This window comes from Alkalicoccus urumqiensis, assembly GCF_002993335.1.
GTDB lineage: Bacteria > Bacillota > Bacilli > Bacillales > Salisediminibacteriaceae > Alkalicoccus > Alkalicoccus urumqiensis.
The window spans coordinates 124,873-137,879 of sequence record NZ_PVNS01000008.1 but is presented as its reverse complement, the minus strand read 5'-3'; the positions used below and the strand labels follow the sequence as shown (position 1 = coordinate 137,879).

The window sequence follows — 13,007 nt, the reverse complement described above, 5'->3', positions numbered from 1 at the left end:
TTCCCGCAGGCGTCCCCGTCTTTCGTTTCGTCTGATTGAGCCTGGAATAAAAAGCATGAAAATGGTTAAAAGAATTCCACGACAAAAAAGACGACCAGATCCAAAAATCGGAAATTGGTCGTCTTTTTTCTGGGACTTTACTTTCGTTCAATTAAAATCTTGAGATTTTCAGTGGCCTCGAAATATGCCCGGCGGCTGCTTTTTCTGCTATGCTGTTTTCGCGTACCGCTTCGGCAGGTGATTCTGCACCCAGTCGCGGCCGAGAATGTGTGTGCGGAGATACGGGATAACCCAGCGGTCGCCGCCGTAGCGGCCGGCGTTCGCGCCTGCAGCCAGGATGAAAATGGTCAGAAGCACCATCCACGGGTTGGTCGAAATCGTGCCGGCGAACATGAAGGCAAAGTTCATGACGATGCCGAAGAACGCAGCGGCCGTCGTGAAAATACCGACGATGAGACCAAGTCCGACGAGCAGCTCGCCCCACGCAACCATAAAGCTGAACGCTTCCGCATTCGGAACGGCGAAGTTTTCAATAAACGCGTAGTACGTCGGGTACGTTGTCATTACCTCTTCATTGGCGAGAATTCCCTGTAAGTATCCACTTGCATCAAAGCCGCCGGTGACCTTTCCCCATCCCGCTGTCAGCCACGCCCAGCCGAGATATACACGAAGCACGAGCCAGATACCTGCTGCCACCCGGTTGTTTCGAAGAAAATCCATGATCATTTTTAATTCCTCCCCATTTCGTTTTAGTCTGGTATGGAAAAGCTGCTCGCGGAAATCTCGAACCGGTGCGCGCCCTCCGGTAACAGTTTGCCTCGTCTTGTGAATTAATGAGCAACCTTTCTATAGTTATACTATAGCACCCTTTGTGAATGAGTGAGCATAATGTTCGTGACGAATTTGTGAATGATTGAGCAATGTCTTTGCATTAAATTGCAGAGACTTCCCGCTATATTAAAATGTTCTTCAATTTATGCGAAGACAGTTTGGTAAAAAAATTCCAAAATAAAAAGAATCTATAATTATAAAGCACACGGAACCAACAGGATTAAACGATTCATTCTTTATGATGAATGGAATAATTAATTTGTAAAAAAGGTATACCAAATATTCTCATCTTATGTCCAGCTTTGAGAACACCTTCTTCTGTTTCCTCTACTAAAAAGTGCTCAGATAAAGGTAGTTTAAATAAGAATTCACCTACAGTTAAATAAACGCCGGTATCTTCATCATTCAATCCTTCGCTTGTTAGGATGAGAGAATTATTTATTACGTATAGCTGCAGAACTCCAATCATAGAAGAATAAGGAAGAGGAAGGGCAATATTCATGTAGTTTTTTCCTTTGGATTTGTGCTTTGAGTAAATGGCTGCAAATATGGTAGAGTTCTTTGCTTTACGGATCCATACTCTAGGGCTATGCCTGCCGTCAGCGTGGGAATCCACCGCTCGTATTTCACCCGTCATTTCTGTAGTTTTGCTTGTAAGTGGAAGATTTAACTGCTGCAGTTTGTTACTGAACAGTTTGTACACCACCGCTAATGGCTTAAACCAGGCAGCCCACCCAACAGAAGCAAATAATCGATATTCTTCTGTATGTTCATAAAAATGAACGATTGTGTCAGGTACATGCTCTACATTTACAAACTCATTTAGATCATCTATCAAACCAGGATGTTTGTTACCCGCTTCATATAAATTACCTCTAATTTGACTTACCGGAAACATCCATCCATTATGCTGTGATGCTGGTGGGAATACAGCCCACCCAACAACTCCGCACACCCCGAAAAAAATAAAGTTAATAAATCCATGGAAGGTCAGCATAAAGTCAATGCTGATATACCAGAACCCAAACGACTGATGTAGTGCATAAAGAAGAGAAAACAAAATAGTAATCCCAAGAGAGGCGTAGGACGTTCGTATCATAAACGCCTGCAGTTTGGAAGGGAAAGGTGTCTGAAAGACCCAGCGTATCAAGCTGTAAATCGCAAGCATGTACAACAAGACAGCAATAACCTCTAATAAAGACCAAAAAGTGATTCCAGCAGCTACAAGCAGCGGAGCACCTAAAATTACTGGCACAATCCATCTAAGCCCAGGCCACATATGTACACGACCCAGAAATCCAATTGAAATAGGCAGCAGAAAAGCAGAGTAATGAAAGTGAATCGCTGTCAGCCATGTAAGGAGCGTACTAAAACCCGTATCAATGCCTGTAATATATGCGAAGAACCAAAGCCCTCCAACAAATAAATAGCACATGCCGGCGTCTATAGAAATTTCAGCCCAATTTGTAAATCCACGATTCAAAAACCGCTTTAGTCCGTATAAAGCCACAAGAAACGTGAAAATTAAGTACACACCAGCAAGGGCTGTCTGTGCTACACTGAATGATACTATTTGCAGCAAAAAAACAGAAGTCATTGTAATCCATATAAAAAGAATAAGATATTTATTTGTGTGGATGATCTGCTGAAGTATTAGGGGCACTAAGATGATTTGTGCAGCTGTCAGTAATAATAGATAAGGTTCATCTGCCACCAGAAAACTTAAGGTAAATAAAACCATTCCCACTAAAGTGATGGAGTTAAATATGTTGTTCTTTAAATTCTCCTTCATAAGCCATGACCCTTCCTACTATTTTATTCTGGATAGTTACGTTAATTGTGAACGTATCTTTATCCTCATCATAACTTTCTTCTACTACGACATCTGCTTGTAAGAAAGATGGAATGGGGATCTCTATATTTCTTAAAATGAGACGCTGAACCCCTGACCGGATACACATGTTTCCTTCAGATGTTACGCTGAATTTTAAATCGGAATAAAATAAATTGGGCTCACCAAGATAGTCCTTTACAAACTCTTGATTTGCATCCACGGTCATAAAGGCATTGAAATTACGAGTAACCTTCTCAAAATAAAAAGATCGCTCCCAATAGACCTCTACCTCTCCATCTGAAAGAATTCTACTTGTATTTTTTATTGTGAATGGTATGTCATTCCCACTTTCAGGAAAGAGGAGCTTCCACCGGACGCCTAATTTTAGAAGGGGAACTAACCAAGCAGCGCCTCTTTCAATTTTTGACATTGTCCCTTCTCCATAAAAAGGTTTTCCTACCTGCAGCGTATAACGCTCTTGAAGCTTCGGATGAAGTTTCTGGAAATCCTCCCGCAAAATATGTTGGTATATGGTCACGTAGAATCAACCTTTCTATTACGCCTGCACCTGGCGGCTGTAGGTAGATCTTTCGTTACGACAAATCCAATTATAGTGAGAACCCATAGACCAGCGTTAAAAGTAAGTGGGTTAAATGGATGAAAGAATATGGAAGGCATAGCAATGAAGGAACCGAATGTTAACAGAGGAAATAACACAATCTGCAAGGCATATAAATGTCTTTTTTTCCGGTATACGAGCCATAATAACCCAAAGAAAATCTCGAGCACACCCACTATCACCACGCCAGTTACAGCACCCTGCCCATCTATGAATGGCAGTCTGGAAAGCATAGCTGTTTCATCAGGATGCTGGGCGATAATCTTTGGCACTAATCCTTGGTAAACCCAGATAAAGCAGAAAAGTATAGCAATTAAAGAGCTGGTAAAGAACCGTAAGTACTGACTTTTTGCTGATTCTCCTGTTTCTATCCATTGTTTCAGAACATCAAAACTGAGAGCGGTCGCCCACCCCATAATTGGGCGAAACAATAAGTCAAGTAGTTTTCCATAAATCCCGCAGCGAACATCATAATCATATTGTGTCAGAAAAGTCGTTCCGTCATTTGTAGGTATGTATTTCCAATAGCCTTTGCCTTCTTTGATTGGTGAAATTTTTTGATCTGTACCAAAATGAAGAGAAGAGGTCTTTGAGCCATCTTTTTGATTATGTGTACCCCGGCTAACACCCCAGCCTGCAACACGTATCATTCCAAATTTATTTTCATATAAAAATGATTGCGGATCATCTGCTGACTCTTTGGGTAAATAAGTAATAGAAGAGAATCGCAAATCCCATTGCTCATGCAGCTGAGGATCCTGCGACATTTCCCATACTTTTTCTACAGGAGCCAGAATGGGTATTTCTATGTAAATAGGTTTAGATTTCAAACCAGTGCCACCCCCTTCTGTAGTATTGACATTTTATGACCTGTGTATCATTTTGTCATATAACTGGCATAAAATCACTTGAATCCAGCCTTTTTATGTATTAAGTAAATGTAAGCAGTTTAAAATATTACTCGTCGGATCCAAAATAAAATGACAATAATTTTTATGACACACAGAGATTTCAATCTCATTTTCACCCTGGAGAGTAAGCTCACCTCCCTGGCCTCTTGCGCATAATGGAAAAGGACCCTTCTAAAATAAACCAGGCAGAAACCACCTGATCTTAAAAGAATAGAGAGGTCTGTAAAACAGGTTCCCGCTTTCTGCCTGCACCTGCAGCCGTACGCGTTCCGGAGGGAGTTTGAAAAGCGGAAGCGCCCTGGTCACAAGCGGCCAGTCCTGGAAGCCCTGCCGACGAAAGCCGCTTTTCGCTTTCTTCGGCAGGGGTGAAGGAACCTCGAGCGAGTGGGTGATGCAGCTGGACAATACTTCAATTACAAGAAGCACGGCTTCGCGCGCCCGCGCCGCATGACAGAAAACCGCTGCCCTGCGGCTCCAACCATAGGCCGGCTCCGCACGCGCTTTCAGCCGCTTAACGCGGCATGGATTTTCGCCTCGTTCGGATTTTCCCGGAGTCGACGGCCTCCGGTTTCGGCAGGTTGGAAGAAAACGCTTGATCGAAGCGGTCCCTTTTGCACAGTGAATACTGTCATTCAATCGAATTGTACGAGGCCATCTTTGCCTTATAGACACCGGTCCTGCTATGGATCATTTGTATTTCAGCTCTATTTTATTTCGCTTCGAAGCGTTCGGCAGAGACGCCGGTGGGATCAAGCGCAGTCGCCCGAAAAGCGGAAGCGCCCTGGTCACGAGCGACCAGTCCTGGAGGCCCTGCCGACGAAAGCTGCTCTTTGCTTTCTTCGGCAGGGGTGAAGGAACCTCGAGCGAGTGGGCGCTGCAGCTGGACAATGCTTCAATTGAAGGAGCATGGCTCCGCGCGGCCGTGCCGCATGGCAGAATTTCGCTACCCTGCGGCTCAAGCCAAAGGCCGGCTCCGCTCATGCGCTACAGCCGTGCAACTAGCGCCCGGCTGGAAGACAAGCCCACGGCAAGCTTCTGCCGAAAAGCGGAGAAGTGTCCTATACAAAAAGGTAATATTGATGCATCGAAATCAAATTTGTATTCAGTCTGATTTATTTCCTTTCTTCTCTAAAAAACCTCCCGGAGGCATCACATGCTTCCGGGAGGCATTCCTTTATTCTGGTGTATGAATTTCTTTAACACGGCCGACGACACCATCTGTTAATTTCACTTTAATGCCGTGCGGATGCGTCGCCGAGTTGGTCAGAAGCGACGCAACGGTACCTTCTGTCAACTTCCCGCTCCGCTGATCCTGCTTCTGGACCACTTTTACTTTCATCCCCGGCTTAATCGCTGCACGCTTTGTTCCATCCAATGCGGATCCCTCCTAAATGAATCAGAGAACGCCTCTTACCAGCCGTCTCTGCCTCCCTTTTTACAGTATAGCAGAGAAAGAAGGATCGTTACTGCTTTAATTTTGGATCCAGTGCATCCCGCAGCCCGTCCCCGATCATATTAAATCCGAGAACGACGAGCATGATGGAGATACCGGGAAAGAGAACGGTCCACGGAGCGCTTTGAATGTACTGCCTGGAATCCGACAGCATTCTTCCCCATTCCGGTGTCGGCGGCTGTGCACCGAGGCCGAGAAAGCCGAGAGCCGCTGCTTCCAGAATCGCTGTACCAAATCCGAGCGTCGCCTGTACGATAATCGGCGCCGTAGAATTCGGCAGCACATGATGAATAAGTATTCTTCCGCTTTTCATTCCCTGTGCCTTTGCAGCCATAATATACTCTTCTTCGCGGATCGAAATAACTTTGGATCGTACCAGTCTGCCGAAAATCGGAATATTAATGATCGCAATCGCAATAAGCGCATTCTGCAGAGACGGTCCGAGAATGGCAACAATAGCAATCGCAAGCAGGATGCTTGGAAACGCGAGCATGATATCAAAAAACCGGGAAATGATCATGTCCACCCAGCGTCCGTAGTATCCTGCTACAATTCCAAGGATCGAACCGAATACGAGCGCCCCGGTAACAGCAAAGAACCCGACGAACAATGAAATTCTGGCCCCGTAGACGATCCGGGCGAAAATGTCCCGTCCAAGATCGTCTGTTCCGAACCAATAGGCGCCTGAGGGCCCCTGCAGACGGTCGGAACCGTTCATCGTCTCATACCCTTGACTCGTCAACAGCGGAGCAGCGAGTGCTATCGCGATAAAAAAGAGAATAATGCCGAGTCCGATCATTGCCAGTTTATTTTTCCGGAGGCGGCGGAACGCCACCTTCCAGGGGGAAGCCGGTTCAGGAACGGATGTGTTCGGTTCCTGATTTTCCGGTCCCGGCATTGGCTGCCCTGTTTTTTTATCTGCAGCTTCCATGTCTTCTCCCCCTTTAATATTTGATTCTCGGATCGACATAGCTGTAAAGCAGATCCACAATCAGATTAATCATGACAAACATAAATGCGATAACGAGAATACCTGACTGAATGACCGGATAATCCCGGTTTCCGATGGCATCAAATACGTACCTTCCGACACCCGGCCAGCTGAAGATGGTTTCTGTCAATATCGCACCGCCGAGAAGCGTCCCGGTCTGCAGACCGACTACAGTTAATACAGGAATGACAGCATTCTTAAATCCATGCCTGTACACAACCGACATCTGCGCAATCCCCTTCGCTTCCACCGTACGGATATAGTCCGAGCGGAGCACCTCAAGCATGCTCGACCGCGTCATTCTTGCAATGATTGCCATCGGGATGGTGCCAAGCGCAATTCCCGGAAGAATCAAATGGCGTAACGCCGTCCAGAACTGATCCATATTCCCCTGCAGCAGTGTATCAAGCAGATAAAAATGGGTGATGGTTTCAATTGGATCCCTTGGGTTGTTCCGGCCGAATGCCGGCAGCCAGCCAAGTTCCTGGGCGAAAATCCACTGCTGCATCAGACCGAGCCAGAAAATCGGCATCGATACGCCGATAAGCGCAATGATCATTGCCGAGTAGTCAAATATTGAATTCTGTTTCCATGCGCTGATAATGCCGGCATTCACTCCGACAATGATGGCAAAAATCATAGCAAATATCGTTAACTCAATGGTTGCAGCAAGAAAAGGCCAGATTTCCTCTGTTACCGGACTGTTCGTCCGCAGTGAAGTCCCAAGATCTCCCTGGACCAGGCCTGCCATATATTTGCCGTACTGCACCAGATAAGGCTCGTTTAAACCGAGCTGTTCCTCCAGCTGTTCAATTGCCTGCGGCGTCGCCTGTTCCCCGAGTATCGTCTGGGCCGGATTTCCGGGAATGAGATGAATAATCGAAAAAGTGATCAGTGACATTCCGATCAGCACAGGAATCAGCATGAACAGCCGGCGCAGGATGTAGGCACCCATGTCTCCCCACCACGCTTTCTGCCGTTATGTAATAGGAGAGGCCGCCCGCCGGCGGCTCTCTCATGACTCTAAAAAAGGTTCACCGTTCAGAAGGTGCAGACTGCTTACTCCGTAAGTTCTACGTCTGTAAGCGGCTCACTTGTCTGTGGATGCGGCACGTAGCCGGAAACACGCTCGCTGCCTGCAAGAATCGGCGTGGAGTGAACAAGTGGAATCATCGGTGCATCTTCATGGATGATTTCCTGTGCCTGCATGTAAAGGTCCGCACGCTCGTCTTCATCAATGCTTGTTTTCGCCTGATTTAAAAGATCATCAAGCTCCGGATTGCTGTAGAAATTCCGGTTTCCTCCTGGAATCGCATCACCGTGGATCAGGTTACCGAAGAAGTAGTCCGGATCCCCGTTTACACCGGACCAGCCGAGCATGAAGAGTTCCTGTTCCCCAGCTTCCGTCTGCTCAAGGTATGTTGCCCATTCCATTGTGACGATTTCAGCAGTGACACCGATGTCCGCCAGGTTGCCCTGCATCACTTCGGCTGCCCGCTCCGGATCCGGCATGTAAGGTCGTGCCACCGGCATCGTCCACAGTTCTACTTCCAGATCTTCATAGCCGGCATCAGAAAGCATCTGCTGGGCCATTTCCGGATCGTATTCATAGGCTTCAATTTCATCATTGTAGCCGAGGTAGTCCGGTGGAATCAGATTCTTTGCTGCTTCCGCATTGCCGGCATAGAGGACTTCAATGAGTGTTTCTTTATCAATCGCATGGTTCAGTGCACGACGCAGTTCCGGATCATCAAACGGCTCTTTCTCTACGTTGAAGCCGAGGTAGCCGATGTTGTTTGCCGGACGCTGGAATGTCTGAATACCTTCTTCTCCTTCAAGCGCCTGCAGATCATCCGGGTTCAGTCCGTCCATAATGTCAATTTCGCCTGAGCGGAGTGCGGTAAGACGCGCTGAGTTATCCGGAATCACCTGGAAAATGACCTGATCCAGCTTCGGCATGTCCTCCTGCCAGTAATCTTCGTACTTTTCCAGAACGATGCTGTCATCTTTGGACCAGCTCACAAACTGGAACGGTCCTGTACCGACAGGATTTTCATTGATGGCGCTGCCGTGCTCTTCAAATGCCTGCGGAGATGTCATGGCAAAATAGCTCATGCCCATATTCTGCAGGAACGACCCCAGCTGGGAGTTCAGCTGAAACTCCACCGTGTAGTCATCCACGACATTGATTTCATCAATGACATGACCTTCATCCCCCTGGAAACCGCCGAACTGTGTACCATATACGCTGTACGCATAACCTTCGTCTGCGAAATGGTATTCGTGATCCGGATCCGCCCAACGTTCAAAGTTCAGCTTGACTGCATCTGCATTAAATTCCGTGCCGTCGTGGAACGTAACGCCTTCTTTCAGCATAAATGTATACGTCAGGCCATCATCAGAAACTTCCCAGTCTTCTGCAAGTCCCGGACCGACTTCGAAGGAATCTTCTTCGAAGAAAAGCAGCGTTTCATAAATCTGCTGCGTCACACGGGAGGATTCCCCGTCTGTCACACTTGCATAGTCCAGGCTGACAGAGTCTCCGCCGCGGGCAAAGATCAGCGTTTGATCCTCGGCTGCTTCGCCGCCTTCGGCCTCTCCGCCTCCGTTTTCTTCATCGTTTGCAGCTGCGTTGTCTCCACCGTTGTTTTCCGGCGCATTTTCCCCTTCGTTGTTTCCGCCATCTCCGCCGCAGGCCGCGAGAAGCAGCGCTCCGGAAAGGCTGAACGATAACACCATTGCCTTTTTCATTCTTTTTCCCCCTTTAGTTCGTAATAGTTTTATGACTAATTTACCGGCTGCTCCTCATTATAAAGGTGGCAGGCAGTAAAGTGGTCCTTTCTCACTTCCCGGAATTCCGGGATGACAGTTTTACAAATCTCCATGCAGGAAGGACAGCGGTTATGAAACGCGCAGCCATCCGGCGGGTCGGAAGGGCTCGGTACATCCCCCTCCAGCACAATCCGATCCTTCTGCATATCCGGGTCCGGCTCCGGCACCGCGGAAAGAAGCGACTGGGTGTATGGATGAAGCGGTTCGCTGTAAAGGTCTTCGTTTGAAGACAGCTCCACCATCTTCCCGAGATACATGACGCCGATCCGGTGGCTGATATGCTTAACGACACTTAAATCGTGCGCAATAAAAATATAGGTCAGACCGAAATCTTCCTGAAGATCCTCCATCAGATTTAAAATCTGTGACTGGATGGAAACATCGAGAGCGGAGACAGGTTCGTCACAAACGATCAGCTTCGGACGGACAATCAGTGCCCGCGCGATTCCGATACGCTGACGCTGTCCGCCGCTGAACTGGTGCGGGTAGCGGGAAGCGTGTTCTTTCGGCAGTCCGACAATTTCCAGAATTTCCTCTACTTTTTTCCGGCGTTCGGCTTTGGAGCCGACACCATGGACGAGCAGCGGTTCCCCGAGAATTTTTTCCACCGTATGTCGCGGATTTAATGAAGCATAGGGATCCTGAAAAATGATCTGCATATCCCGGCGCATTTTTCTCATCTCTTCCGGACTTTTTGCGGTAATATCCTCTCCCTGAAAATAGACGCTTCCTTCTGTCGGCTCGATCAGCCGGAGGAGCGCTTTTCCTGTTGTTGATTTTCCGCAGCCGGATTCACCGACAATGCCGAGCACTTCTTTGTCGTAGACCTCAAATGATACGTCATTCACTGCTTTCACATCTCCGACCCTGCGGCCGAAAACACCGCCTTTAATCGGAAAGTATTTCTTCAGATTCGTGACGCGGAGCAGTGGTTCTGTTTTCGTCATGGTCCTCTCCTCCTTGTGGATCATAGAGGAAGCACCGGCAGGCGTGTTCCCCTTCAAGAGAATACAGCTCCGGATCTTCCTTGACACAGCGGTCAAATACTTCCGGACAGCGTGCTGCAAAACGGCACCCCCGCTTAATGGAGCCCGGCTTCGGCACATTTCCCGGAATGGAATACAGCCTCTCGTCCCGGCCGGTCAGTTTTGGAAGGGAGCGGATAAGGCCCTGCGTATATGGGTGCTTCGGATTCTTTAATATCGTGCGTACATCTCCCTGTTCGACCACTTTGCCGGCATACATAACGACAACGCGGTCACACATTTCAGCGACCACCCCAAGATCATGCGTAATCATCATAATCGCCGTGCCTTTTTCTTTGTTCAGCCGCTTCATCAGCTCCAGAATCTGTGCCTGAATCGTCACATCGAGCGCGGTTGTCGGCTCATCTGCAATTAAAAGCTCCGGATCCGAGGCCATCGCCATCGCAATCATCACCCGCTGGCGCATTCCGCCGGAGAGCTGGTGGGGGTATTCATCCACGACTTCAGAAGGCCTTGGAATACCGACGAGTTCCAGCATTTCGACCGCTTTCCGGCGCCCTTCTTTTTTACTGATTTTAAAATGACGCCGGAGCCCTTCCGAAATTTGGAATCCTATTTTATAAAGCGGATCCAGCGAAGTCATCGGCTCCTGAAAAATCATGGAAAGCTGATTTCCTCTTATTTTCCGCAGCTCTTTTCCCGGCAGTTCTGCAATGTTCCACTCTTCTCCAGCCTCCTCCCGCCGGAACAGGATGTCTCCACCGACAATTTTTCCCGGCGGATTCGGCACCAGGCCCATGATGGAAAGCGACGTAACACTCTTCCCACAGCCTGATTCTCCTACGACTCCAAGTACTTCTCCTTCGTTTATGTAAAAGCTGACATCATCCACGGCCGGGATTTCTCCATCATCTGTAAAAAAATGTGTCCGCAGATGATTGACTTCCAGTACTGGCTTCTTCTCCATGAGCTGCCTCCCTTCGATGGACAAATTGAAGATTATTATTTTTCAGAAAATTATGTTTCTAAAATATAAATTACACTATGGATTTCAATATTTCAACAAATTTTTCAACTATTTTTCAATTTCTGAGATATTTTAAAGCCTATGGACTTAATTGGATTTTATTGTAAGCGTTATCATTGATGTCTCTGCCTGCCTGCTGCTAAGCCTTTAGAACCGGCTTATTATATTACTATATCTGTATATGTCCGCCCCGGGAAAACACTGAATGAAAAAGTGGAGAAAACAAGATCTTTCTGCGGATCTTCGATATGAATAAAAAACTCAATCTTCCAGAAGCATGACACAGCTCTGCCCGATCAAGCGTTTCTGCTTGTGTTCTCACGACTGATAGGCGTAGCATAGAGGCATCTGAAATTAACCCGGAAAGGATACGCTGCTATGAATTTAACTTCTGTCTATATGCGGGACGGCACGCTCCTGCCGGTGTACAAAACGTTGGCACCTGCCGATCCCCATCATGCAGTAGTGATGCTGCATGGCATCACTACGGATATGGATACACTCGCTGCATCGGCGGAGCAGGCTGCTGACAAACTCAACACCACTGTATATCTGCCGGTGCTCCGCGGCTACCATCACAACAAACGAAAGGCGACGATCGTACGCACCTCCCAGTTCGATGAGGATATCGAAGATCTTCTCCGCCATTTTCAGTCCCGCCATTCCTTTGTTACGCTGGCTGGACACTCGATGGGAGCCGGCAATGTACTCCGCTATCTTCAGGAAAAAGGGACGGCAGAGGTATCTGCGTCCTTTCTGGCTGCGCCGTTTCTTCACCCGGCGCATCCTGTCTTCCATTCGTTTGAGTCTGATAACAAAGCATATACAATTTCATTGAAGAAAGCGGTGGCAGCAGGCTTTCTTACACGGATGGGACTGAGCAGTGCCGGCCACTGGAAGATTGCTGAAATTCCGATCCGCACCCATCCGCTCGACAGCCGTTCCGCCACGTACCGCAAACAGCTTTCCTTCCGTCTGCTGACTTCCAGATTTATCACCCGGCCGACAGACTTTCAGGGCATCTCCACAGAAAACATGCACATTCTCTGCGGGAAAAATGATGAAGTCGTTGATTTTTCCAAGCTGGATTCATTTCTAAAGGAGTACAGATTTCCTGAAGTGACCTCTGCAGGCGCGGAAGATCACATGTCTGTTCTTACCAGCCGGGCTTTCCTTGAATCGATGGAGCAGGCACTCCAGAAGGCAGAAGCCGGCCACTCGATCCATCAGTAATAATTACCAAAAGCAGGCAGCCTTTTTACCGGGGGCTGCCTGCTTTGTTTGCTTTGTTGAGAACTATTTCACTGCTGAACCTGATCCTCTTTACTTTTTCGAAATTTTTTCTATTAAAATGACAAGAAACGTTAAAAATGCCAGAAAAAACAGACCGCCTTGAAATAATAGCTGCAGCGATTCCATCTAACCGCCTCCAATACGAACATTTGTTCTCATATTAGCACGGTCCGACAAAAATATCCAGAAAAAACCTGCATCCGCAGAAGTTTCGTCGCGGGATGCAGGTC

Annotated in this window: 14 protein-coding genes; 2 read left to right on the top strand and 12 right to left on the bottom strand. The window is 47.6% G+C overall.

Going from position 1 to position 13,007, the window contains the following annotated elements:
• Positions 1-207: 207 nt before the first annotated feature.
• The 5 genes from C6I21_RS09825 to C6I21_RS16535 form a co-directional block, all read right to left on the bottom strand.
• A complete protein-coding gene (locus C6I21_RS09825) occupies positions 208-726 on the bottom strand; it encodes a DoxX family protein (RefSeq protein ID WP_105958268.1) in 519 nt (172 codons plus the stop codon).
• Positions 727-1,060: 334 nt separating this feature from the next.
• Positions 1,061-2,623, bottom strand: coding sequence for a YndJ family protein (locus tag C6I21_RS09820; RefSeq protein ID WP_105959291.1), 1,563 nt, complete (start codon positions 2,621-2,623; stop codon positions 1,061-1,063).
• A complete protein-coding gene (locus tag C6I21_RS09815) occupies positions 2,592-3,203 on the bottom strand; it encodes a DUF4166 domain-containing protein (protein ID WP_105959290.1) in 612 nt (203 codons plus the stop codon). Before C6I21_RS09815 ends, C6I21_RS09820 begins: the two co-directional genes overlap by 32 nt.
• Positions 3,200-4,114, bottom strand: coding sequence for a DoxX-like family protein (locus tag C6I21_RS09810; protein WP_105959289.1), 915 nt, complete (start codon positions 4,112-4,114; stop codon positions 3,200-3,202). Before C6I21_RS09810 ends, C6I21_RS09815 begins: the two co-directional genes overlap by 4 nt.
• Positions 4,115-4,366: 252 nt before the next feature.
• Positions 4,367-4,831: a hypothetical protein gene (locus C6I21_RS16535; protein WP_105959288.1), complete on the bottom strand. Its 465-nt coding sequence runs from the start codon at positions 4,829-4,831 to the stop codon at positions 4,367-4,369.
• 46 nt (positions 4,832-4,877) lie between these two features.
• Here C6I21_RS16535 and C6I21_RS16530 point away from each other — a divergent pair, with 46 nt between their 5' ends.
• Positions 4,878-5,306 (top strand): hypothetical protein, encoded by a 429-nt coding sequence (locus C6I21_RS16530; protein WP_181186203.1) that lies wholly within the window; start codon positions 4,878-4,880, stop codon positions 5,304-5,306.
• 63 nt (positions 5,307-5,369) lie between these two features.
• Here C6I21_RS16530 and C6I21_RS09800 read toward each other — a convergent pair whose 3' ends face one another.
• From C6I21_RS09800 to C6I21_RS09775, 6 genes are all read right to left on the bottom strand, one after another.
• Positions 5,370-5,570, bottom strand: coding sequence for a YwbE family protein (locus tag C6I21_RS09800; RefSeq protein WP_105959287.1), 201 nt, complete (start codon positions 5,568-5,570; stop codon positions 5,370-5,372).
• Positions 5,571-5,658: 88 nt separating this feature from the next.
• A complete protein-coding gene (locus tag C6I21_RS09795; protein ID WP_245411600.1) occupies positions 5,659-6,546 on the bottom strand; it encodes an ABC transporter permease in 888 nt (295 codons plus the stop codon).
• Between the two features lie 46 nt (positions 6,547-6,592).
• Positions 6,593-7,594 (bottom strand): ABC transporter permease, encoded by a 1,002-nt coding sequence (locus tag C6I21_RS09790; RefSeq protein ID WP_105959285.1) that lies wholly within the window; start codon positions 7,592-7,594, stop codon positions 6,593-6,595.
• Positions 7,595-7,698: 104 nt separating this feature from the next.
• Positions 7,699-9,390: an ABC transporter substrate-binding protein gene (locus C6I21_RS09785; protein WP_105959284.1), complete on the bottom strand. Its 1,692-nt coding sequence runs from the start codon at positions 9,388-9,390 to the stop codon at positions 7,699-7,701.
• A gap of 35 nt (positions 9,391-9,425) precedes the next feature.
• On the bottom strand, positions 9,426-10,418 hold the full coding sequence (locus tag C6I21_RS09780; RefSeq protein ID WP_105959283.1) for an ABC transporter ATP-binding protein: 993 nt from the start codon (positions 10,416-10,418) through the stop codon (positions 9,426-9,428).
• Entirely contained in the window at positions 10,360-11,424 is a 1,065-nt protein-coding gene (locus C6I21_RS09775; RefSeq protein ID WP_105959282.1) for an ABC transporter ATP-binding protein, read from the bottom strand. The genes C6I21_RS09780 and C6I21_RS09775 overlap by 59 nt, the downstream gene beginning before the upstream one ends.
• A gap of 438 nt (positions 11,425-11,862) precedes the next feature.
• Here C6I21_RS09775 and C6I21_RS09770 point away from each other — a divergent pair, with 438 nt between their 5' ends.
• A complete protein-coding gene (locus C6I21_RS09770) occupies positions 11,863-12,717 on the top strand; it encodes an alpha/beta hydrolase (RefSeq protein WP_105959281.1) in 855 nt (284 codons plus the stop codon).
• Positions 12,718-12,807: 90 nt separating this feature from the next.
• On the opposite strand, the gene C6I21_RS09765 is transcribed toward C6I21_RS09770, so the two are convergent.
• A complete protein-coding gene (locus C6I21_RS09765) occupies positions 12,808-12,903 on the bottom strand; it encodes a putative holin-like toxin (protein ID WP_105959280.1) in 96 nt (31 codons plus the stop codon).
• Positions 12,904-13,007: the final 104 nt, after the last annotated feature.

What these genes read in the sequence shown, in the direction of transcription:
- C6I21_RS09765 (WP_105959280.1), bottom strand. Translation starts at nt 12,903, where the DNA reads ATGGAATCGCTGCAGCTATTATTTCAAGGCGGTCTGTTTTTTCTGGCA.
- C6I21_RS09775 (WP_105959282.1), bottom strand. Translation starts at nt 11,424, where the DNA reads ATGGAGAAGAAGCCAGTACTGGAAGTCAATCATCTGCGGACACATTTT.
- C6I21_RS09820 (WP_105959291.1), bottom strand. Translation starts at nt 2,623, where the DNA reads ATGAAGGAGAATTTAAAGAACAACATATTTAACTCCATCACTTTAGTG.
- C6I21_RS09825 (WP_105958268.1), bottom strand. Translation starts at nt 726, where the DNA reads ATGATCATGGATTTTCTTCGAAACAACCGGGTGGCAGCAGGTATCTGG.
- C6I21_RS16530 (WP_181186203.1), top strand. Translation starts at nt 4,878, where the DNA reads ATGGATCATTTGTATTTCAGCTCTATTTTATTTCGCTTCGAAGCGTTC.
- C6I21_RS09770 (WP_105959281.1), top strand. Translation starts at nt 11,863, where the DNA reads ATGAATTTAACTTCTGTCTATATGCGGGACGGCACGCTCCTGCCGGTG.
- C6I21_RS09780 (WP_105959283.1), bottom strand. Translation starts at nt 10,418, where the DNA reads ATGACGAAAACAGAACCACTGCTCCGCGTCACGAATCTGAAGAAATAC.
- C6I21_RS09790 (WP_105959285.1), bottom strand. Translation starts at nt 7,594, where the DNA reads ATGGGTGCCTACATCCTGCGCCGGCTGTTCATGCTGATTCCTGTGCTG.
- C6I21_RS09795 (WP_245411600.1), bottom strand. Translation starts at nt 6,546, where the DNA reads ATGCCGGGACCGGAAAATCAGGAACCGAACACATCCGTTCCTGAACCG.
- C6I21_RS09785 (WP_105959284.1), bottom strand. Translation starts at nt 9,390, where the DNA reads ATGAAAAAGGCAATGGTGTTATCGTTCAGCCTTTCCGGAGCGCTGCTT.